Here is a 20,703-nt window from a genome sequence, read left to right on the forward strand (position 1 = left end):
ATGTGCAGTACCTCATGTGGTCGAGAATTGCTATTGACAACCGTTAGAACTTAACAACCGTTAGAATAGTTGGTACAATCCGATCCTTAAGAGGATTAAATCCTCCTACAGGTTAAATGCCTGGAATCAAAGGGTTCACTCTTACTGGAGCGGGTAACATAGCGGTAAAATCAATGTACCTGAGTGACCAACTGTTTAGAAGCCTAACCCTACCTGGTTAGCAAGGCTTCTGATTCTACGGTATAATGATCTATTTGTACTATCTTTCGCTGCTTGTCAACGTCAAATTTTCCAAAACCATTAGCTTAACCAAGCAATGACCTTAGATAAACTTTTCTTCCGAAAGCATCAGAGAGCGTTCTCTAAACTTTTTATTAACGCTGCATTCCCACGCTCAAGCTTTCCCGGGATTTTTTATATGAGTATTTTCCATACCAATCCTGTTAACCCTGTACTTCAAACCAGCCAGGGTTGCCTTTAGCAGATGATAGTTTAGGGAGCTAGCTACTGAACCAGGAAATTCCTTTAGCGATCGCTAGTCTGGTTCCGAGTTATCACTCATGCAAAAGTTTAAAGAGTCGTTGACCAATCAAGTGCTTAGGAGAAGCAAATATGCTACACCGCAAGATTTATCAACTGTGTTGTGACGGTCGCGAAGTCTGGATTTTCTTGCGGGATCAGCAACGCTGGATTGAGCGTGCCCGGATTTTAGACATCGAAGGTGATCTGGTTACGCTGCGTTACGAAACTGAAGAGGATGATGAAACCTGTTCCTGGGAAGAAATGGTGCGCCTGGAGAGTATTGGTGCCGTTACTCAAAAGTTAGCCTCGGTGCCTAAGGGGAATGTAGAACCTGCGATTGCAGATGAGTGTCCAGAAGCCGAGCAAATTCCCAACCAGCGCTACCCTGACGCTAATTCTGATTAAGGGAAAGAGGGGAATGGGATGATGAGGGGATCCGTGCGATCGCATCATCCTCTTTTCGTGAAGTTTGAGACCTGTGAATGGCATATCGCAGGGGTATTCTGCCCGAACGTCTCTACTACAGGTACGCATTTCACGAAGGTTGTTCGTCTTTCGTCCTGTAAACCAGATCAGTTGGTTCGTAGTCAGGACAATCGATCGCGGCTTCTGTCAGGGCAAGTGACGGATGTACCGTACACCTTAGATGATAGTTACTGGTGAAAAATTGGCAGTTCGCACAGGGGATTTGATGCATTTCCCGCGTCTGGACTGCCGTGTCCCGAATGGCTGTCCACACGCTCCAAGCCGTGATAAAAATCAGCGCCCATGCTGATAGGAAACAAATTGGAACCAGAAGGGGTTGCAATGCCTCGACGAGTGGCTTTAACAGTTGAAACACGACAACAATGAATGTGGGGTGTAGGTAGGCAGGTGGGCATTCTCTTAGTGTTATCTTATTCAATCCTTGTTCGAGCGATCGCGCTTGCAGGGGAGAATTTATCAAGAACTGTTGAAGCTTGCCCCACTTCCAGGGGATCCCTAGCTACTACACGCACAATGAGAGGAGATTGGCTAATCTAGTAGCAGTAAAATGACGCTGATGCCCACATCTTCCGCTTGTACCTGTTTCCGATTTAGAGAGTGAGTTTTGATGAAAGTTTCTATATCCTCCACGCCCGGATCCCGCCCACCTGGAGCCGCCACCCCTGCTCAGGCGCGTCAGACGAGACAACAACTAGCCAGTCCGGAGGATTCTCTCTCCTATGAATTAGGAAAAGCGGTACAGGAATTGCCACCTCTATACACTCGCTTATTAGCTGGGGGAATCAGTTTGCTGGTCTTTGGTGCTATTACCTGGGCGGCTGTGAGCCGTGTGGATGAAGTGGCGGTGGCGCAAGGGGAGTTGATTCCTTCAACTCAGGTGCGTCCGGTGCGATCGCTCAGTGGAGGTACTATTCAGGCGGTACGAGTGAAAGAAGGGCAGGTAGTTAAAAAGGGTGATGTGCTGGTAGAAGTAGAACCCGAAAAAACCAAAGTCATCGAAGCGGAAATTGCTCGCCTGGATAACTCCTCCCGCTTGATTCAAGAAGATATTGCCCGTCTCGATGCGGAACGTACCGGAGCCAATAATACAGGTACTCCATTACAGGATGAATTTTTGGCAGCCCGGCTGAAAGCGTTCGATGAACAAAAGGCCGCAGCGGAAGCAGAAGCCAGACAGCAATTTGCCATCATCAGTGAGGCGAGAGCGCGGTTGGCTCAACTGCGGGAAAACTTGATCAATGCTCAAGAAAATCTGCGCAATGCGAAAGAGCAAGAAGCTGGATTAAGAACTCTGTTGAAAGATAGTGCTGTGCCGCGGCTGGAATATATTCGGGCGAAAGACAATGTGACGAATGCTGAGGATAAGGTTGTCTCGTTGCAGAAACAAATTGATGCTCAGCAAGAACGCATCCGTCAGGCTGAACAGTCCTATCAGGCCGCTAGCAGCAAAGCCCAGGGACTAGGCTCGCAACGCCAGAGTGAGATTTTGACGCAACTGACGAAGCGTAAGGAAGAGTTGACCGCCACCAGAGGCCAATTAGAGGCAGCCCGTAAGCAACGAGAACGAGCCAGGATCGAGGCTCCCTTTGATGGTACGGTGTATTCGATTAAAGCTACTAAAGGGCCAGTCCAAACGGGTGAAGAACTATTGTCTATCCTACCGAAGGGTGAGGATGTGGTTCTGGAAGTGAAAGTTCTCAATCGGGATATTGGGTTTATCAAGCCAGGACAGCGAGCCAAAGTCAAACTTGCCACCTTTCCCTATCAGGAGTTTGGCATTGTGGAAGGTGAGGTAATTAAAGTCAGCCCCAATGCGATCGTGGAAAAGAATGAGAATGGTCAATCCACCGGGCCAGTTTTTCCAACTCGGATTAAGCTGAAAAAACATAGTGTTGAGGTTCATGGTAAGCCCGTAGAACTAACACCCGGTATGGCAGCAACCGGGGAGATCGTGACTCGCCAAAAATCCATCCTGACGTTCTTGATTGAACCTATAACTCGCCGCTTTAGCGAAGCCTTCTCAGTCCGGTAGGCGCGTAGTGCCTTCTTTAATTCCCAGGCATAGATCCATCAGCAGAATTTCGCCATTGCGGTATTTAATTTGTACGGAGCCATCGCCCCGACTATCCAGTAAAGCGCAATAATCCTGCCAGGTTCTGGGCATTCGCAGCACGGCTCTGGCGGGAAGGTGAATTTTGTCGCGAGGGATGAGGGCGTACATAGCGCTTACTCCTGGTACGCTTCCATGGGTAGGCAGGTGCAGACCAGGTTACGATCGCCATAAGCCTGATCAATTCTGCCCACAGCGGCCCAGAATTTGTTTTCCTTTGTCCAAGTGGTCGGGTAGACGGCCCGTTGGCGGGAATAGGGATGATTCCATTCCTCGGTGAGAGCCAGTGCTGTATGAGGCGCATTTTTCAACAGATTGTTGTGGCGATCGGCCTTACCCTCCTCAATTTCGCGAATCTCTTCCCGAATCGCAATCATGGCATCACAGAAGCGGTCTAATTCCTGCTTCGACTCACTTTCGGTTGGTTCTACCATGATCGTGCCGGCCACAGGCCAGGATACGGTGGGCGGATGGAAGCCATAGTCAATCAACCGCTTGGCAATATCATCCACCTCAATCTCAGCAGATTTCTTAAACTGACGCAAATCAATAATGCATTCGTGGGCAACCAAACCATTTTTGCCTTTGTACAAAACGGGATAATGATTCTCTAACCGCTTGGCAATATAGTTGGCATTTAATATTGCAACTTCTGTCGCTTTGGTTAAGCCTGCCGCTCCCATCAACGCAATATACATCCAGGAGATAGGTAGAATACTGGGACTACCCCAGGGAGCAGCGGAGACGGGGCCGATCGCGTGAGGGGAGTGGGAGAGTGGGGAAGTGGAGGAAGAGGGTGATTCCTGATGGCGCTCGTCGCGGATTTGGACGACGGGATGGCCGGGGAGGAAGGGCACCAGGTGTTTGGCCACACCGATCGGTCCCATGCCGGGGCCACCGCCACCATGAGGAATGCAGAAGGTTTTGTGCAGGTTCAGGTGGCAGACATCTGCGCCGAAATCAGCAGGACGGCAGATGCCTACTTGAGCATTCATGTTGGCTCCATCCATGTACACCTGACCCCCGTTGGCGTGAACAATGTCACAGATTTCACGAATGCCTTCTTCAAAGACTCCGTGGGTAGACGGATAGGTGATCATTAAGGCAGACAGTTGATCGCGGTACTTCTCGGCTTTCGCTTTCAGGTCGGCAATGTCGATGTTGCCATCTTGATCGCAGTTCACCGGAACGACCTTCATCCCTGCCATGACAGCGCTGGCTGGATTGGTGCCGTGAGCAGAGGTGGGAATCAGGCAAATGGTGCGATCGCGATCGCCACGAGATTCATGATATTGGCGAATTACCAACAGTCCGGCATATTCCCCTTGAGAACCTGCATTTGGTTGCAGAGAAATGCCAGCAAATCCGGTAATCTCTGCTAACCAGTGTTCCAGTTGCTCGAAAAGAGTCTGATAACCTTTCGTTTGCTCTAAGGGAGCGAAGGGATGAATTTGCCCAAACTCCGGCCAGGTGACAGGAATCATCTCGGCGGTGGCGTTCAGCTTCATGGTACAGGAGCCGAGCGGAATCATGGCCGTAGTCAGAGACAGATCTCTTGACTGTAACCGATACATATAGCGCAGCAATTCCGTTTCGGAGTGGTAAGAATTGAAGACGGGATGGGTCAGATAGGGGGTGGTGCGCTGGAGAGCAGGGGGGATGATGGGATGACGGGAGGAGGGCAGCAGGTCTTCCGGGGTAAAGTGGGCACCCTGTTCTCCGGCAAAGATCTGGAAGAGAGTGAGCAGGCTGTCGGAGGAAATGGTTTCATCCAGGGCAATGCCGATCGTCGTAGCATTAATCTGCCGCAGGTTGACGTGATGAGAATGGGCACGATTGATAATGTGTTTCGCCTGTTCCGGAGTGACGTTGACTTTTAGCGTGTCAAAGAAGGGTTCAGATCCCAATTTGTAGCCCAACCGCTGTAAGCCTTCTGCAAGAACGATCGTCATCTGGTGAACCCGTTGGGCAATCCGCTGCAATCCCTGTGGCCCGTGGTACACCGCATACATACTGGCAATGATCGCCAGCAGTACTTGAGCCGTACAGATATTACTGGTGGCTTTGTCCCGGCGGATATGTTGTTCGCGAGTTTGCAGGGCCAGTCGTAGAGCTGGTTGACCATGAACATCTTTGGAAACACCGACCAGCCGACCAGGAATTTGTCGCTTGTAGGCTTCACGGGTGGCAAAGAAGGCCGCATGGGGGCCACCGTAACCCAGGGGAACCCCAAATCGCTGACTGTTCCCCACGGCAATGTCGGCTCCAAATTCACCGGGAGGAGTCAGCAAAGTCAGACTGAGTAAATCGGTGGCGACGGTAACTAAGGCTCCAGCGGCATGGGCACGATCGCAAAATTCCCGGTAATCATAAATCGCACCATCGGTCGCGGGATATTGCACCAGGACTCCAAAGACAGGTACATCAAACTGGAAACTGTGGTGGTCGCCGATGATCACCTCAATTCCCAAGGCCTGAGCGCGGGTTTGCACGACGGCGATCGTTTGCGGATGGCAAACTTCTGAGACCCAGAAGGTTTTTGCTTTCGTCTTACACACGCCATAGCTCATGGACATGGCTTCAGCCGCAGCGGTACCTTCGTCTAGCAGCGAAGCATTGGCAATTTCCAGGCCCGTCAAATCCGTCACCATCGTCTGGAAATTCAGCAGGGCTTCCAACCGACCCTGAGCAATTTCCGGCTGGTAAGGTGTGTACTGGGTGTACCAGGCAGGATTTTCCAGAATGTTGCGTTGAATCACAGGTGGGGTAATGCAGTTGGAGTAGCCCATGCCGATAAACGATCGATAAATCTGGTTCTCCTGGGCAATCTCCTTCAGTTCTTGCAGCAACTCATACTCCGATTTTCCGGCTTCCAGTTTGAGGGGAGTTTGCAGGCGAATGGACTGCGGCACTGTGGCATCAATGAGAGCAGCCAAACTATCAAAACCAAGTATTTCCAGCATTTGAGCCAGATCTGCATTGCTGGGGCCGATATGCCGTTCCTCAAAGGAATCGGTGTATGTTAGAGGATGCGAGAGCGGGGAGGCAGGTTGTACCGGATAGGAGACTGGATTGGGTAAGCGTTGAGAAGCCTCAGAGTTGTCATCAGATGCGGTGTTTGCGCTGCTGGGATGAGAAAGGTTGGTACGCCCGCCGGTTTGGTCGATCGAATGCTCTAACATGCTGCAAGGAGAGTGATGGTTACTTAAAATTTACGGAAGGATAGTTTTACAGACTTTAACATTTACCTTTCTAGTCTAAGCACTTTTTCAATCTTCTCCGTGCGGATCCTGATCCTGACTGCTTTGATTAACGAAAAATACACCCTTTCTTCTTCCGAAGTTTAAATTAGACTCAAGCATCATCAGTAGGATGGGCAAAGCCTAGTGTGCCCATTCAGGTCAGCCGAGATGACGGGATGAACACGGTACTTCCCTTTGCCCATCCTACGTTTTTTCCAACTTGCAAGCAGTCTATTGCCGTTGAACCCGTAATTCCTCAGAAGTCTTCTGCCCAATCTGGGAACCAGATTTGCGATACTGGATTTGATTTATTGATCACTGTTCGTTTCGAGTAACCCCCTCCATGTTTATCCTTGACGTTTCTCTGAAAAATACACCTCTGGCTCTGTCGGTGCAAAAGAAAACGGTAGAAGATGCAGAGGCTGCCTACCAGACGGTTTTGGCTGCCCTGAATGCACCTGAACCTAAGGTGATAGAACTGACCTGCGAACACCAACCTGGCAAGAAACTCAGTATTCTCAGTAGTGAAATCTCTGCGGTGCAGGTATACGAAAAATCAAGTACTGCGACCTCGTCTGGTCGTCCTCCCGGTTTCTTTGCACTGGCTGAATGACTGCCCCTGTTGTCACTGACGACGCGATCGCGATTCAGGTCAGAGATCTCTCCTTTCGCTGGTACAAAGGCGACACAGTGCTGGATGCTTGCAGTCTGGAAGTTCCCAAGGGAGAATTTTGGATGCTGCTGGGCACCAATGGCAGCGGTAAATCCACCCTGTTGCGCCTGTTAGCTGGTTTGCTCCAGCCTCAATCTGGATACATCAAACCCCTGCCCAAATTTGGCTTTGTCTTCCAAAATCCCGATCATCAACTGGTAATGCCCACAGTGGGAGCGGATGTGGCTTTCGGTTTAGCAGAGGAAAATTTAACCTCTGTGCAAATCCATCAGCGAGTTCAAGAGGCGCTGGATGCCGTGAATCTACTGCCGTTCATTCGCCGACCCATCTACGCCCTCAGCGGTGGGCAGAAACAGCGGGTGGCGATCGCTGGTGCGATCGCCCGCCACTGTGAAGTGCTCCTATTTGATGAACCCACGGCTCTTTTGGATCCGGACAGTCAATTGGAGTTGGTCTCTCAGGTACATCGACTGGTCAAAGATCGGGGACTTACCGCCCTGTGGGTGACTCATCGATTGGATGAACTGGAATACTGCGACGGTGCTTTTTTCTTGGAAGGCGGCAAGGTAGTTGATCGGGGCAATCCCCAGCGATTACGGCAACGGCTAATGGGAGGGTAATTGGGAGAGACGTTTCGGCGAAACGTCTCTCCGACTATTTGCAATTACTATTTGCAATTATTGCAATTAACAGTACGAAATTGGGAAAGATTGCGATAAGCTAGAACCAAGATGTGCAAGCTTAAACAATTCTCTACTTTTCTCTATGCCCCGATCCTCTCCACAGGCATTGATGCTCGTGGACGGCTATAACGTCGTCGGGGTATGGCATGACTTAAAACAGGTGCGCGATCGTGATGGATTAGAAGAAGCCCGTCGTCTGTTAATTGAAGCCCTCACCAACTACAGTGCTTACCACGATTTTGATACTCGTCTGGTATTTGACTCTCAGTATCAAGACACTGGCAGCAAGCGGGATGTGATTACCAGTAATCTCGCGGTTCACTACACCGACTTTGGGCAGACAGCGGATACCTTCATTGAAAAAACCTGTGCCGCCTTCCGTAACGACCTGCGGAAATTTCATCAGCGGTTGATTGTGGCCACTTCCGATCGCGCCCAGCAATTGACGGTGGTTGGCTATGGAGCGGAATGGATGTCTTCGGAACAATTGGCCGTTGAAGTCGATAATGCGTTGATCAAAGTCCGTACTAAGAAGAAGCCTGTCACGAAAAATTCCCGTCGCTTTTTGGCCAATTGCCTGGATCCGATTGCTCAGAAACGGCTGTCGGAATTGCGATACGGGAAATTAAATTAATTTAATTGTGTGGATGATGAATAGTGGCAAATTTGTCATGTGTCGCTGGTCATTCGTCAAGCTCAGAACTACTCCCTGCTTCTGGTTTCTGTCTAAGGTAGAAGCACGTTGGGATGTTTTTACCAGATGCCCCGATCGCTAACCAAAGATTTTATAAGTACTCCGCTCCCCGATGCTTGAAATCGTCGGAATTAAGAGATTGGTACATATAACGAGAGGAAGATTAGGCGATCTTCCAGTCACCTATTGTAAACTTATGCTAAGTAACACCACTGCGATCGTGTCGCAACCTACTACAAAAGCCCAAACACTTTCTTAGGGGTGGGCATGGCAATAAAATCCCTGCGATGTACGGCTCACGCCTGGCACATCTTACAACTGGGACACGATGGGATTGCAAATCCCTGACTCTTCCTTTCCCACCCCTCCACTTTCCCACCTCTCCCACCCTAATTCCCAATCCCCAATCTCCATGTCCCTCCAAGCCCTCACCCTCTCCTTCCTGACCCTGTGTTTCTCCTTGCTCTCCTTCCTGACCCCTGCTCCACCTGCCCACGCCCTGGGTGGCCCCTTACCTCCGCTCAACCAGCCTGCCCCTGAATTTACCCTGCCGACGAACACAGGCGATGGTACCATTGCTCTGAAAGACTATCGGGGTAAGTGGGTGGTTGTCTATTTCTATCCCAAAGACTTTACTCCTGGTTGCACCCTGGAAGCCCGTCGGTTTCAAGCAGACCTCCCGAAATATCTCAGCCGCAACACCCAGATTCTGGGCATCAGCGCAGATTCGGTAGATTCTCATGCCGAGTTCTGCGATTCTGAAGGGTTGAAGTTTCCGCTTCTGGCAGACGAAGATGGCTCAGTCAGTAAGGCCTACGGTTCCTGGCTCAGTTTCATGTCTCTGCGGCATACCTTTATCATTGATCCGGATGGCCTTTTGAAAGCAACGTTCACTGCCGTTAGACCAGCTATTCACAGTACTGAAGTGCTGGCTAAATTGGATGAACTGCAAGGAAGTAATTAATCGGTTTGGTAATGGTCTGGCACTGCTGGCGCTCGTTTATCAGCGGTAAGAGCGGAATCAATAGTGAGTCAGGACTGTGTCGTTATGGTTATGTAGGTAACAGTCGTGCAGGTAACATTAGAGTAAAGGAGCCTGTTTTTTTCTGGTTCGCGTACAGGCCACTGCTCCCCAACTATGACTGCCTTGGCGCTCTCTGGATGGCAACATCACTTTATTGAGACTAATCGCATCCGGCTCCACTGTGTCACGCAGGGAGAAGGGGACTTAGTGCTGCTATTGCATGGCTTCCCCGAGTTCTGGTATTCCTGGCGCTACCAAATTCCGGTTCTGGCCCGTTATTTCAAAGTGGTTGTCCCCGATTTGCGTGGCTACAACGACTCGGATAAGCCTGCTAGTGGCTATGATCTGGATACTTTAGCCGCAGACGTACAGGGGTTAATTGAAAGTTTTGGATATACCCGTGCTCATATTGTCGGACATGATTGGGGCGGTGCGATCGCCTGGTATCTGGCGCAAAAATGTCCGCAATCCCTGAATCGATTGGCTATTCTCAGTGCTGTACCTGTACAGCGGTTACTGCGGGAAATGGTGAGTAACATGGATCAATTGCGGCGCAGTTGGTATATGTTCGCCTTTCAGATTCCCGGTCTGCCAGAATGGGTCATTCAACAGAATCTGGGTGAGTTTGTCCGCAATTTGTTCCGAGAACAGGCAATCCGCAAAGGAGCCTTCTCCAAGGAAGACACGGCAATCTATCAATCTGCCCTAGCAAAACCAGGCGTTTTATCCGCTGCGCTCAATTATTACCGTCAGATGCTGATGCCGTGGAACTGGGTGCGGGAATGGAACCATGCCTTCCAGCCGATCACGGTTCCTACCCTGGTTCTGTGGGGAGAAGAAGACTCCCTCCTCAGTCCCCATTTAACGGAGGGCATGGATCGACTGATTATGGCTCCCTTCAAACTTAGAATCATTCCTCATTGCGGTCACTGGATCCAGCAAGAAGCCCCCCAAACAGTGAACCGAGAACTGCTAACCTTCTTGCGGAAACGCTAAAGCTGTCGATCGAGCCCCACAATTTTGGCCGTAACCTACCTGTGATCAACCAACAGTTAGCAGTCTTCTGAACATTGGCAATGGCACAATAATCAAGAAGTATGACAAACGGAGTTGATGTGGGCACTCAGGCAGCGATTTCATCCGACAAGAAAGTTTCAGGCTCCCAGTTGAAAACGTTATGGAATGATACGTTAACCATTTTTTGGGGAGACTGGTTGGATCTGCGAGTCCGGTTGGTGCAGGTTGCTGCATCTGGATTAATTTCGCCCCTGATTTATATTGTTGGCTTTGGTCTGGGATTGGGCAGTGCCCTGGATGCCACCATGAAGCCTGCCGCAGGAGATAACTACTTGCAATTTATTTTGCCAGGGATGGTTGCTCTATCTTCGATGGTGATTAGTTTTGGGGGAACCACCTTTTCGATTTGTGGCGATCGCCTATTCACCAAAACCTTTGAAGAATTAATGCTAATGCCTATCCATCCCCTATCCCTGCATCTTGGCAAAATGCTGGCAGGGGTAGTGCGAGGGATGCTAACAGCAGGGTCTGTAATTCTGGTGGCAATCTTGTTTACCGGAAAAATCTGGAGTTTTCTCAATCCCCTATTTTTGTTGGTGTTACTGCTAAACTGTGCCGTCTTTGCTGGATTAGGCGTAATTGTGGGATTAAACGTTAAATCCTTAGAAAGCGTGGGAATTTACAACAACTTTGTAATTGTACCCATGTCATTTCTGGGGGCAACGTTCTTTGATCCAGCAACACTCCCCACGATTCTTAAGGTAATCGTTCATCTATTACCTCTAACTTACACCAGCATCGCATTGAGAGCCGCGGCCTATCTAACACTCTCCCAATTTCCCTGGTATTCAATCCCGATTCTACTGGTAATTGCGATCGTTCTATCCTGGGTGGGTGCCTACCAGTTCTTCCACCAGCAGGATTAGATTCTACAGGATTAGATTCTAAAGGTCTGCCTGACTGATTTCAATCACATTGCCATCAGGATCTTGCGTAAATAAAGCAGGACGGCCTGAAGCGCTCATTTGCACAGGACAATTATGGGCTAGAAGCTGTTCCTTAGCCGCATTCAAATCAGCCACGGAGAAGGCAATATGGCGATTGCGGCCCCATTTCTCAGCATTGTATAATTCTGGTGTTTCTCCGACCATCAGGTGAAGCTGGTAGCCTGCGATCTCATACCAGATTCCTGGAAACTTGAGATCGCGATCGACCCTTGGTAATCCCAAAATCGAACCGTAAAACTGTTCCGCTTTTTCCAGATCGGAAACCAGAATTGCTGTGTGCAGGCAGGCCAGAAGTTGCATAGGACAAACAGGAATAAAGTTTATGGCGTGGAGCGATCGCCCCCACTAGCTCAATCAGTTATAGGTAAAAAAGGTTAATGTTCACCCTCTCCCTCAGAAGTAGTCTCCTTGCGAAGAATTTCCCTGCAAGACGCAGCAAAAATCATTTTAATTTTCTGGAAAATTTTTGTAAAGTAAAGAATTTTAATTCCCGTTCCTGCAGATGGGTGAGTTCAATTTGTATTGAGTTTTCTAAAAAATCTCAATTCCAGATTATAGAAATCTAACCATTCAGTAGATTTGATTGATCCTGAGCCAAAATAATTCGATTCGCTAGAAGATTGCAAGCTTGGTAATTAAAAAAAGAGTCAGCATTTGGCAACTAAATGCTGACTAGGGCTACTGCTAACCAGAGGAGAAAGCAAATTCGGGTGAGGTTGAGGGCCTGGTGGATGTGGGAGGGAGCGATCGCCTCCCTCGCGTCTCCCAACAGTGGTTTCGGTTTGGCCACTCCCCGATAGTAATTGAGTCCCCCCACCTGCACCCCCAGAACAGCCGCATAAACACACTCACTCCATCCCGAATTGGGACTGGGATCTTGGGGAGCATCCCGCTGACAAATGCGCCAGACTGAGACAGGTTTGCCGGACAGCAGGGCCAGCGTTACCACCACCAGACGGCAGGGCAGCCAGGTGAGCACATCATCGGTTTTGGCACTAAACCAGCCCAGATCGGTGTAAGGCGCTTCCCGATAGCCCACCATTGAATCCAGGGTACTGGCCGCTTTATAGGCGATCGCCAGCGGTACACTCCCCACACCGGGAATGAAGGAGCCGACAATCGCATAAAACAAAGGAGCCAATACCCCATCCGTAGCATTTTCTGTCACCGTTTCCAGCACGGCTCGGAGAATTTCGGGTTCTGCCAGTTTTTCTGTATCGCGTCCCACATAGCGGCTTAAGCGGGTACGAGCTTCTACCAGATCACCAGATTGCAAAGGAGTTAAAACATCATTCGCTGCATCCCGTAAACTGCGTCCGGCCAAACAACTGGCTAACAAAATACTCTCAACAGCCAACTCCAAAAGGGGATGGATTTGTTTAGCCAGGGTGGCGATCGTCCAGGCGATTAAACCACTGCCAACAATCAAACCAACAGCCAAACCAATGCCTGCCAGCTTTAAAGCTAGGGGCGATCGCAGTCGCTTGCCAACTACCTGGGTGTATTGGGAAATAATCCATCCCATTCCCTGTACCGGATGCCACCAATTCCACGGGTCGCCAATTAGATAATCCAGCCATGCCGCCAGCAGCAAAACCAGTGGTTCGTGAGCAGCCATGACACCTTGTAGAGCCGTATGGGAAAAGGTCAAGATAGCCATCATCCACTATTCCTGACCTCTCAAGAGTCTTTGTGTTCTAACCCATTCATCCGTTGCCAGACCTCCTGCCTTGCGTCATTGTGCTGATTTCTTTGATACCTCTTGCCTATTTTAGGGAACACTCAAAACGCATCTACTACTTAAAAACAGGCAATTACTATGGGTCAAATTGTTCCGATTCAACTTGAAGATGGCATGGTGCTGTATGTGGAAGCCCAGGAGGAACCTATTCCTGCAGCTTCAGGATCCCAGTTTCCCACCTCCGCTACGGGAGAACAGGGCCGCACAGGGCAGAAGGGACTCGGCAACATTCCGGCTCCACGAGTCAATCCCGCCCAATCGATGCAAATGGTGCAGGACACGATTCGTGCCTATACCTGCTACTGCATGAAGGCATTCAAGAATTTTGCGGCTGCGGATGTGGATGAAGTAACTCTGGAATTTGGCATTAACCTCAGTGCTGATGCTGGAATTCCTTACATCGCCAGTGGTAAGGCCCAGAGCAATTTGAAGATTACCGTGAAGTGTAAGTATCCCAACACTGCTGCAGAGGTTGGGACGGGTGCGATCGCCAATGGTACGTTCAACGGTTCCTCCAAGGGATCCAGCAACGGTAATGGACTCAGCTACTAGCTAGCATCTGTTTACATTACAGCCATCTGCCGCTTACGGCTTCAGGCTCGAGGCTAAGGCGGCACCAGATCGAAAAGTGATTCCAGCCTGTTTGAAGCGGTTGAGGGCTTCACCGAGGCGATCGCAGTCTGCAATCATGCTCATCCGGACATAGCCCTCCCCACCAGAGCCAAAGGCATTACCAGGAGTAACCACAACTCCAGTTTGCTGCAAAACGGAGAGGGCAAAATCGGTGGAGCTAATTTCTGGAGGGCAAGGCACCCAGAGGTACATGGTGGCTTTGGTTTTGGGAATAGACCAGCCTAACTCTGCAAACCCCTGAATCAGAAAATCCCGGCGGGTACGATAGCGGGTTTGTACTTCATGCAAGTATTCGTCGGGTAAGTTGAGGGCGGTTTCTGCGGCGGTTTGCAAGACCCGGAAGATGCCATAGTCCAAATTGGTTTTGAGGGTGCGTAATCCCTGAACGATATGGCGATTGCCCACTACAAATCCCACCCGCCAGCCAGCCATGTTATAGGTTTTGGACATGGTGTGGAATTCGACGCCAATCTCCATCGCTCCCGGAATTTCCAGGAGGCTGGTGGGTTGGTAACCATCAAAGGCCAGTTCCGCATAGCAGAGGTCATGTACAAGCAGGATGTTGAACCGGCGGGCAAAGGCGACAATCTCCTCAAAAAACTCGCGAGGGGCGGTCGCAGCTGTGGGATTACTGGGGTAGTTGAAATACAGAAGCTTGGCCCGTTCTGCTACCTCGTCGGGAATCGCTGCCAGATCAATCACCCAGTCATTTTCCGGCTTCAGGATCATGCTGTAGATGTTCGCTCCAGCGATCGCGGGTCCGCGAAAATGAGCCGGATAGGCTGGACTGGGCACCAACACCACATCACCGGGATTGACATAGGCCAGGGCCAGATGGGTTAATCCTTCTTTTGATCCCAACAACGGCAGGGCTTCACTATCCGGATCGAGTTTGACCCCATAACGCCGTTGATACCAGGCGGTGATCGTTTGCCGAAACCCGGCGGTGCCCTCAAACGGTGGATAGCCGTGATTGGCCGGATCTTGCAAAGCCGCGATCGCCGCTTCTACAACAGGTCGGGGAGTTGCCCCATCTGGATTACCCATCCCCAAATCGATTAAATCCAGCCCCTGCTCTCTGGCCCGCACTTTCAGTTCATCCAGGCGAGCAAACACATAAGGAGGTAAGGATTTTAAGCGATCCGCAGGAGTGATCCAGTCCAACGTCATTGAGTCACCTCGTCATTAGAGCGTATTGAGTTTGAAGGGTTGAGTGGACTCTCCGGACTCAGAACCAGCGGTTACAAACTCGGTACTTTTTTCCTTGAAAGGGGCAGTTGTAGAAACCATAGCGGCCATCAGTTGAGTCGGCTCCACCGGAAAAGGCAGGTGATGGATGTCCGATTTTTCAGAGCAGGCCACTTCAGCCGCATGTTGCAGGTCGCTCACCGTGATCGTTGACAGCCCTAAGTCATGTAAACTCTGGGGCAGTCCGATTTCGCTATAAAACTTCAGCAGTTGCTGGCGAGCAGTCGCGGCCAATTGATTGCCCTGAACTAATTCTTCCAGTCGCAATTGCACCAGAATGCCGTAGGCGACCTTCTCCCCATGTAACTGACCATGACTGGCCAGCAGATGGGTCAGGCCATTATGCACCGCATGGGCCGCTACAGTACGACACTGGGCACCCCCCAAACCGCCAATCACACCTGCCAATAGTACAGCAGCGTCCACAACCGATCGCCAATCCTCACCTCCAGGATGATCGAGCGCCGTCACGGATCTTTGCAAGAGAATATCGCGCAACACTCTGGCCTGCTGAACGGCAGCAACAATCAAGCTCTGATGGGAATGACCACTACTGACAGAGGCTTCGTACCATTTGGCGATCGCGTCCCCAATCCCAGCAACTAAGGTACGACGAGGAGCAGTGGCAATTAGGTCGTAATCCAGAACTAACAGATCAGGACATTTGGGGAGAGGCACATCATAAAGAAAGGCTCCCTGCTCAGAATAAACATTAGATAAAGCTGTCCAGGCGGCACAGGTTGCGGCAGAGGTGGGGACGGTGACGATCGGTAAGTCACACTGGTAAGCCAGCAACTTGGCGGCATCCAGGGCTTTACCGCCACCGATTCCAATAATCAAATCCGCCTGATGAGCCTGTACACTTTGCTGGAGGGCCGTGAGCGACGACTCACTACAATCTGCTCCATAGGATGCCTGTTTAATCTGCAGCTTGTGGGATTTTAAGACTGGAATCAAGTGGGGTTGAATTACAGCCAGCGTGCGATCGCCCCCAACCATCAGTGGTCGTCGGCCTAAACGAGCCATCTCTGCTCCAGCTTCTGATAAAATCCCTTGCCCCCGGATCACGCGAGCAGGTGCAACAGATAGAGCAGGCAGCGCAATGGACGTATTAGACATAGAAATGGTTATGCAGTTGGTTTGGGTAATTGAGCAAATTGATTTCGGTAAAGGGTGACTTCTATCTGGTCATCGTTGCGACTGATCAGGGATCGCTTTACTTCTCCCAGATACAGAGGCTGGGACACACCGGGTTGGGGATGCAGCACCGTGCGGGCACGAATCGTCATCTTTTCTGCTCCCTGTGCCAGTCGTCCTGGTGAATAGAGATCAGACGCGGCCTGCCGTAGGGTGGCTTCCAGTTCGGTTTCCGTAATTTCAGGAGAGACAGCAATCACCAGATTGGTTGAACCGTTATCAAAGACGCGGGTAAATTTAACGGCACCGGGAATAGTCGGACGGGTGTAAAGCCCCAGGCTCAGAGCAAACAGGCCCGCCGTCAGCACTATCATGAATCCGGTGACACCCACCAGGCGAAAGCGAATCCCCCACTTGAAGACCAAACCTAGAACCGCAATCAGCGCACAAAAAATAGTGAAATAGCCTGACCACTGGGCATAAGTGACAAGATCTGTTGATGACATAGACTCCTTAGAAGCAGCAGTAAAAACTAAAAATTTTCAGGAGAGACGATCGCCCTACTTTACCCCCAATCCCCTCATCTCCATCCCTCTTAAACCAGCTAAACCAGCCTACTCAAATAACCAGGCTTGCACCCGCGCTAAGCTTGCCCACTCCGGCTTGCGGTTTAAACCATCCTGAATGTTTTGTTGCACTTCTTCCCGCAGTTCCGGGGCAACCAGAATAATTTGTTGACTCACTTCAATATGCTGCCGCACCCCTTTCTTACCGGCTTCCAGCATGGCCACCGATAAATTGACTCGCGCTTGAGGATCCTGGGGGTTCAGCTTGACGGCTTTTTGGGCGGCCTCATAAGCTTTGCTAGGTTTATCGGCCAGCAGATATAACCAGGCGAGACAAGTCCAGGCAGCGCTGCTTTTGGGAGCGCGATCGCACACCTCTTTGAAAACCGGGATGAGGGTATCTGGGCCTTCACCCGCTTTGTACCGCTCAACACCCTGGTCAAAGAGAGATTCTATAGTTTGGGTCATGATCAATAAAAAAGTTGATAAACATTGTCCAAGTCTAGAACTGTAGGTTCTCTGATCGGAAAACGACCGCTCTCTAGCTGGACTTGGTTTAAATGGCAGGAGCGATCGCGAGTCGCTATCGTTCCGGAATCAATCCTACGCGGAGAAGGATTTGCCACAACCACAGGTTTGCTCCGCATTGGGATTGGTGAACTGAAAGCCACCTCCAATTAACGCATCGCTGTAGTCCAGCACTAACCCATATAAATAAAGCAGACTCTTGGGATCACAGACTACTTTAAACCCGTCGTAATCATACACTTCATCGCTGTCCTGAATGTTGTTGGGGTCTTCAAAATCCATCGTGTAGGACATTCCAGAACATCCTCCACCCCGGACACCAACTCGTAGACAGAGATCCTGTCCTTGTTTGTCTCGTAACATCAAAACATGCTTCAGTGCCGCATCCGTCATCTGGATGCCACGTTGTTCAGACTGGGCAGTTTGAGCCATTATCTCTAGAACTCCTTAGCCAGATACCAAATAAAACCTGTCCAAATCCAGAAGTGTAGTTTTTCTTGTAGAAAACTATTGTTTTCTCGCTGAACGCTGGTTTGCTTATCGCAATTCTCCGCTTATCCATAGTATCAAGGATAGATCAGGAATCGTAAGCTGGTAGAAGATGGTATCTGGTATACCTGCTTTTCTGCAGTCGTTTACTTTGGGGTTCAACTGAGTTCAGACGATCGCAGTTTCTTGATCTAGAAAAATGCCCCTGCTGGACTTGGAGATGCTTGAGAGCGTGCCGAAAAGTAGTCAGGCAGTAAGATGAAATATCTACCCGTTAATTTTGGCGATCGCTCCATTATCGGGCTAGACCCTGCCCAGCCTGCCCGTTTTGATTTTTCCTGTTAGTGTGCCTTATGACTGCGCTCAATCATTCTACCCGCCGCCGCCTCCAGAAACTCAAGCAGATTCCCAATGTGTGGGAGGGCGATCGTCGCCGTTTGATTACCTCCCAGGACTCTGATGTTCTGGATTTGGCAAGCGGTGAGCCTCCAGAAGGAGACTGTATTCTGTGGGTAGATGGTTCCCAGGGCATGGTACGAGCGATGGATGTCGTCACCCCCGATAGTGGCCCAGAAGCGGTGGTGCGGACGTTGATTCGGGCCATGGAAAACCCGCATAATCCGGGGATGCCAGCACGACCCAAAAAAATCGTGGTGCGCGATCGGGAACTGCAATTTTTCCTGAGAGGCGTTCTGCAAGATCTGGACATCACCCTCGACTACGTTCCCGAACTGCCACTGATCGATGAGATTTTTCGGGGTTTACAGGATGCTATCAGTACTCGTCCGCCGCAGTTGCCTCCCCAATATGCTGAGGCCCTGCGAGCTAAGGCTTTTGAAATCTGGCAGGACGCTCCCTGGGAGGTGCTGGCCGATCATGAGATTATTGCCATTGAACTCAACCAGTGGGATGTGGGCACTCTCTACGCTTCCGTCATGGGCATGTTGGGGATGGAATACGGGGTGCTGCTCTATCGCTCTCTAGACTCCTTGAAGCAATTCCGGCAACGGGCGATCGCACAGGAGTCAATCGAACAGATGCAGGAAGCCTTTTTGGGGCAGGATTGTCTATTCGTCACGTTTGAAACTGAAGAGAGTAATAAAGAGTCTCCGCTCATGGGGTTTCGGCCCATGCCTGCGGCAGAGGATGTTGAACCCGTATTTGGCAATCTACATCCCCTGGAAGGATTACGCTCCTTCCTGTACGACGAGGAAGCGGCGGCTCTGCTAGTGGGTCTGGAAGCTTTACATCGCTTTATGCGTCAACATCGCCAGAAATTTGCAAAAGATGCCTTCCCGCCTTTAAGCAGTCGTTACCGGATTCCCTTCCCGGATGATGCTGAAGCTGGGACAATCACTCTCTCAGTGAAGGTGGCAACGATGCCGGAACTGGCCGAGGAACTGGTGGCAATGGAGGGAGAGGAGATTAATCTGAATGGCTTTAATTTCCCAGCGGTGCGAGATGATCTGGTTCCCGAAAACTCCTTCTTGAGTTTGGGCATGGTGCCGTGGGATGTCCTGGAGCTATTACAGAGCGGCGCGGAGTACCATCAGTCTACTGCCGACCTAGTTAAGCAAGGGGATGGGTTACCCGTGGTCATGATCCAGACCTCTCGCCCCAAAGCCAAAACCATGATTCAGGAAATTCAGGCGGCTGGTGGCTTAAAGGCTATCTGCTTCAATCCGGGCGAAGATCCACTGATGGGCGATCGCTACGATATTGGTCTGTTTCAAACTGGGAACGGCGATCTGCATCTGTTTGGAGAATTTGGCGAAGATGACCCCACCCACATCGCAGCCCGCAAAAAGTGGGATCAACGCTGCAAAAAAACCAAAGGCCATTGTGGTTTGATCATTGCCAAAGGGTTAACAGGTGCGGCTCGCGGTAATCCGCAATTTAAAGACATGTTGGCTTTGTTTGAAACGCGATCGCTGTCCTCCAAAGATCTGGGCTTGGGTACTCTGCAAATGACGATGACCGTCGATTGGACTTGATGGCTCTCTCAGCCAGAAAGACGGGGAAGTTACGAGGGCAGATGGCTGCTTGCCTGATCTCCTGCCAGTTATCGTTTGCCCGTGACAATGTAAGCCACTCGCTTGCCGATATTGGTAGCGTGATCCGCCATTCGCTCCAGGTAACGAATGACCAGAACCAGCAGCACGATCGGCTCTACTACGCCCTGAATGTCTCGTTGTTGGGCCAGCAGTTGATACAGCGTTTTATAGTCTAGATCCACGGCATCGTCTCTGACCTTAACGGCCAACCCAGAATCTACATCCAGGTCAGAGAGGGCCGCAAGACTGAGAGCCAACATTGCCCGACAGCGATCGCACATCAACCTGATCTGGTTCATGTAAGAGGGGGTGGGATAGGGAAACAGTTGCAGGGCAATTTCTCCTAAATCCTCAGCGTAATCTCCAATGCGTTCCAGATCGCGCACCAGTTGCATCAGCGCACTCAGTAGTCGGAGATCTTGAGCAACAGGTGACTGCAAAGCAATCAGCGTTACACAGTCCTGCTCAATCTTGCGATAAAGATGGTCAATATGTTTTTCTTGAGCAGTAATTTGAGACGGGGCTTCTAAATCTCGTTCAAACAGAGCCTGCCGTGCCAGCCAAAAAGAGTTCTCTACCAGAGCGCCCATTCGCAAAACATCCCGTTGCAGTCGCTTGATTTGGCGCTCAAATTGAGTACGGGTTGATCCTGAGACTTCCAATTTTCCACCAGCATTTTTGCTCAATGCTTCAGTCCTAACTCATAAACCAATCGTTAACAGGTTCGTCCTTACAAGTATATAAATCCTGAATCGAAAATACCTTGATCTTCCAGAACACATATTCGATTCACCTTATTGACGCTCATCCCGCTAACGCTTCGCGTATAGCAGGAGATTCCCCGTTCAC

At 50.4% G+C, this 20,703-nt stretch carries 21 protein-coding genes; 10 read left to right on the plus strand and 11 right to left on the minus strand.

Features of this window, described 5'->3' with window-relative positions; all coding sequences use genetic code 11:
• Positions 1-612 precede the first annotated feature (612 nt).
• Positions 613-927: a DUF6679 family protein gene (locus tag ACUVQO_RS09680; RefSeq protein WP_445925672.1), complete on the plus strand. Its 315-nt coding sequence runs from the start codon at positions 613-615 to the stop codon at positions 925-927.
• Between the two features lie 130 nt (positions 928-1,057).
• On the opposite strand, the gene ACUVQO_RS09685 is transcribed toward ACUVQO_RS09680, so the two are convergent.
• Positions 1,058-1,468 carry a hypothetical protein gene (locus tag ACUVQO_RS09685; RefSeq protein ID WP_445925673.1) on the minus strand — a complete coding sequence of 137 codons (411 nt, stop codon included), beginning with the start codon at positions 1,466-1,468 and terminating at the stop codon, positions 1,058-1,060.
• Between the two features lie 147 nt (positions 1,469-1,615).
• Here ACUVQO_RS09685 and ACUVQO_RS09690 point away from each other — a divergent pair, with 147 nt between their 5' ends.
• Positions 1,616-3,040 (plus strand): HlyD family type I secretion periplasmic adaptor subunit, encoded by a 1,425-nt coding sequence (locus ACUVQO_RS09690; RefSeq protein ID WP_445925674.1) that lies wholly within the window; start codon positions 1,616-1,618, stop codon positions 3,038-3,040.
• Here the strand turns inward: ACUVQO_RS09690 and ACUVQO_RS09695 are convergent.
• Together ACUVQO_RS09695 and gcvP are read right to left on the minus strand one after the other, a co-directional pair.
• A complete protein-coding gene (locus ACUVQO_RS09695) occupies positions 3,029-3,229 on the minus strand; it encodes a hypothetical protein (protein WP_445925675.1) in 201 nt (66 codons plus the stop codon). The two genes, ACUVQO_RS09690 and ACUVQO_RS09695, sit on opposite strands and share 12 nt — an antisense overlap.
• Positions 3,230-3,234: 5 nt before the next feature.
• Positions 3,235-6,300 carry an aminomethyl-transferring glycine dehydrogenase gene (gcvP, locus tag ACUVQO_RS09700; protein ID WP_445925676.1) on the minus strand — a complete coding sequence of 1,022 codons (3,066 nt, stop codon included), beginning with the start codon at positions 6,298-6,300 and terminating at the stop codon, positions 3,235-3,237.
• A 403-nt stretch (positions 6,301-6,703) separates the two neighbouring features.
• Here gcvP and ACUVQO_RS09705 point away from each other — a divergent pair, with 403 nt between their 5' ends.
• From ACUVQO_RS09705 to ACUVQO_RS09730, 6 genes are all read left to right on the plus strand, one after another.
• Positions 6,704-6,973 carry a hypothetical protein gene (locus ACUVQO_RS09705; protein ID WP_445925677.1) on the plus strand — a complete coding sequence of 90 codons (270 nt, stop codon included), beginning with the start codon at positions 6,704-6,706 and terminating at the stop codon, positions 6,971-6,973.
• Entirely contained in the window at positions 6,970-7,653 is a 684-nt protein-coding gene (locus tag ACUVQO_RS09710) for an energy-coupling factor ABC transporter ATP-binding protein (protein WP_445925678.1), read from the plus strand. Before ACUVQO_RS09705 ends, ACUVQO_RS09710 begins: the two co-directional genes overlap by 4 nt.
• A 145-nt stretch (positions 7,654-7,798) precedes the next feature.
• Positions 7,799-8,350 (plus strand): NYN domain-containing protein, encoded by a 552-nt coding sequence (locus tag ACUVQO_RS09715; protein WP_445925679.1) that lies wholly within the window; start codon positions 7,799-7,801, stop codon positions 8,348-8,350.
• A 472-nt stretch (positions 8,351-8,822) separates the two neighbouring features.
• The gene (locus tag ACUVQO_RS09720) at positions 8,823-9,374 is read left to right on the plus strand and encodes a peroxiredoxin (RefSeq protein WP_445925680.1); all 552 of its coding nucleotides are present in this window, start codon (positions 8,823-8,825) and stop codon (positions 9,372-9,374) included.
• 174 nt (positions 9,375-9,548) lie between these two features.
• Complete coding sequence (locus tag ACUVQO_RS09725; RefSeq protein ID WP_445925681.1) at positions 9,549-10,430, plus strand: alpha/beta fold hydrolase; 882 nt, start codon at positions 9,549-9,551, stop codon at positions 10,428-10,430.
• Positions 10,431-10,531: 101 nt separating this feature from the next.
• The gene (locus ACUVQO_RS09730) at positions 10,532-11,377 is read left to right on the plus strand and encodes an ABC transporter permease (protein WP_445925682.1); all 846 of its coding nucleotides are present in this window, start codon (positions 10,532-10,534) and stop codon (positions 11,375-11,377) included.
• A gap of 18 nt (positions 11,378-11,395) precedes the next feature.
• Here ACUVQO_RS09730 and ACUVQO_RS09735 read toward each other — a convergent pair whose 3' ends face one another.
• Positions 11,396-11,758 carry a VOC family protein gene (locus tag ACUVQO_RS09735; protein WP_445925683.1) on the minus strand — a complete coding sequence of 121 codons (363 nt, stop codon included), beginning with the start codon at positions 11,756-11,758 and terminating at the stop codon, positions 11,396-11,398.
• Between the two features lie 361 nt (positions 11,759-12,119).
• Complete coding sequence (gene cbiB, locus ACUVQO_RS09740; RefSeq protein ID WP_445925684.1) at positions 12,120-13,121, minus strand: adenosylcobinamide-phosphate synthase CbiB; 1,002 nt, start codon at positions 13,119-13,121, stop codon at positions 12,120-12,122.
• A 156-nt stretch (positions 13,122-13,277) separates the two neighbouring features.
• On the opposite strand from cbiB, the gene ACUVQO_RS09745 reads away from it, so the two are divergent.
• Positions 13,278-13,751, plus strand: a complete 474-nt coding sequence (locus tag ACUVQO_RS09745; RefSeq protein ID WP_445925685.1) for a CU044_2847 family protein — start codon at positions 13,278-13,280, stop codon at positions 13,749-13,751.
• 33 nt (positions 13,752-13,784) lie between these two features.
• Here the strand turns inward: ACUVQO_RS09745 and ACUVQO_RS09750 are convergent, their stop codons facing one another.
• From ACUVQO_RS09750 to ACUVQO_RS09770, 5 genes are all read right to left on the minus strand, one after another.
• Complete coding sequence (locus tag ACUVQO_RS09750; protein WP_445925686.1) at positions 13,785-15,002, minus strand: aspartate aminotransferase; 1,218 nt, start codon at positions 15,000-15,002, stop codon at positions 13,785-13,787.
• A gap of 15 nt (positions 15,003-15,017) precedes the next feature.
• The gene (locus ACUVQO_RS09755; protein ID WP_445925687.1) at positions 15,018-16,199 is read right to left on the minus strand and encodes an iron-containing alcohol dehydrogenase family protein; all 1,182 of its coding nucleotides are present in this window, start codon (positions 16,197-16,199) and stop codon (positions 15,018-15,020) included.
• A gap of 8 nt (positions 16,200-16,207) precedes the next feature.
• Positions 16,208-16,723, minus strand: a complete 516-nt coding sequence (locus ACUVQO_RS09760) for a Ycf51 family protein (RefSeq protein WP_445925688.1) — start codon at positions 16,721-16,723, stop codon at positions 16,208-16,210.
• A gap of 108 nt (positions 16,724-16,831) precedes the next feature.
• Positions 16,832-17,251 (minus strand): tetratricopeptide repeat protein, encoded by a 420-nt coding sequence (locus ACUVQO_RS09765; protein WP_445925689.1) that lies wholly within the window; start codon positions 17,249-17,251, stop codon positions 16,832-16,834.
• 135 nt (positions 17,252-17,386) lie between these two features.
• Positions 17,387-17,743 carry a HesB/IscA family protein gene (locus tag ACUVQO_RS09770; RefSeq protein ID WP_445925690.1) on the minus strand — a complete coding sequence of 119 codons (357 nt, stop codon included), beginning with the start codon at positions 17,741-17,743 and terminating at the stop codon, positions 17,387-17,389.
• Positions 17,744-18,153: 410 nt separating this feature from the next.
• Here ACUVQO_RS09770 and ACUVQO_RS09775 point away from each other — a divergent pair, with 410 nt between their 5' ends.
• Positions 18,154-19,794, plus strand: a complete 1,641-nt coding sequence (locus ACUVQO_RS09775; protein WP_445925691.1) for a DUF6930 domain-containing protein — start codon at positions 18,154-18,156, stop codon at positions 19,792-19,794.
• A gap of 68 nt (positions 19,795-19,862) precedes the next feature.
• Here the strand turns inward: ACUVQO_RS09775 and phoU are convergent, their stop codons facing one another.
• Entirely contained in the window at positions 19,863-20,540 is a 678-nt protein-coding gene (gene phoU, locus ACUVQO_RS09780; protein ID WP_445925692.1) for a phosphate signaling complex protein PhoU, read from the minus strand.
• Positions 20,541-20,703: the final 163 nt, after the last annotated feature.

This window comes from Leptodesmis sp., assembly GCF_052746595.1.